The 1,033-nt window shown below is 40.9% G+C and carries 1 protein-coding gene; it reads right to left on the bottom strand.

Translation table 11 applies throughout. The annotated features are described in order from the left end of the window. Positions 1-205 precede the first annotated feature (205 nt). A partial coding sequence (locus BM243_RS14995) for a flagellin (protein WP_074913425.1) occupies positions 206-1,033 on the bottom strand: 828 nt, incomplete at its 5' end.

Raw genomic sequence — 1,033 nt, 5'->3', positions numbered from 1 at the left:
AAGCTTTTCCAGGGACTTAGCCTGAGCACCCTGAGCGGATGTCAGTCTTGAGTAAGTGTTCATTGCTGAAATGTTGTTGTTAATTCTCATTTTTTATCCTCCTTGAATTTGACTGCGAACTTCCGTATTCGCTGATAATTATTGGTAATTTATTATTATATAAAACGGCAGATATTAGGAAATAGCTACCGTTTCTATAAACTTATTAGCCGAGTAACTGAAGTACTCCCTGTGGCATCTGGTTAGCCTGAGCAAGCATTGCGGTAGAAGCCTGGTTCAGGATGTTGTTCTTTGTGAACTCCATCATTTCCTTAGCCATGTCTACGTCTCTGATTCTGGACTCAGCAGCTGAGAGGTTCTCAGATGTTGCTGTCAGGTTGTTGATGGTATGGTCCAGTCTGTTCTGAACAGCACCAAGCTTGGATCTTTCTGCAGATACAGATGTAATAGCATTATCAATTGTTGTAATTGCAGAATCTGCTGAAGGCTGTGTAGTCACATTGATTCCTAATGCTTTTGTTTCTCCTGCTGTGATTTCGTCTGATTCCAATCTAAGGATTCCACTGGTAGCATCATAGTAACCATTAGCTCTTGCGGTAATTGTTTCACCACCAACAGTGAAGGTTGCATCCTTATCAAAGTAGGTAAATGTATTTGTTCCATCTGCTAGAGTTGCTGTACCACTACCGGTTCCAGCTGCGGTGAATGTCTTTTCAACAGCTAGATTTGTTCCTTTCATATTGCTGATTGAAATTTCCATGGCCTGATTTTCATTAGCTCCGATATGGAATTTTTTATCAGTAAAGGTTCCGTTTAGTAGCTTCTGTGTATTGAATTCAGTGTTATCTGCTACTCTAGTAATTTCAGATGAGAGCTGGTCCATTTCTTTCTGAATTTCAACTCTGTCATCGTCAGTATTGGTGTCATTGGAACTCTGAACAGCAAGCTCTCTCATTCTGTTGAGAATGGAGTGTGTTTCATTAAGAGCACCTTCCGCTGTCTGGATCAGAGAAATGCCGTCCTGTGCATTTCT

It is taken from the genome of Proteiniclasticum ruminis, assembly GCF_900115135.1.
In the GTDB taxonomy this organism is placed as follows: Bacteria; Bacillota; Clostridia; order Clostridiales; family Clostridiaceae; genus Proteiniclasticum; species Proteiniclasticum ruminis_A.
Note: the sequence above shows the minus strand (reverse complement) of the source record. Positions and strands in the feature narration are given on the sequence as shown.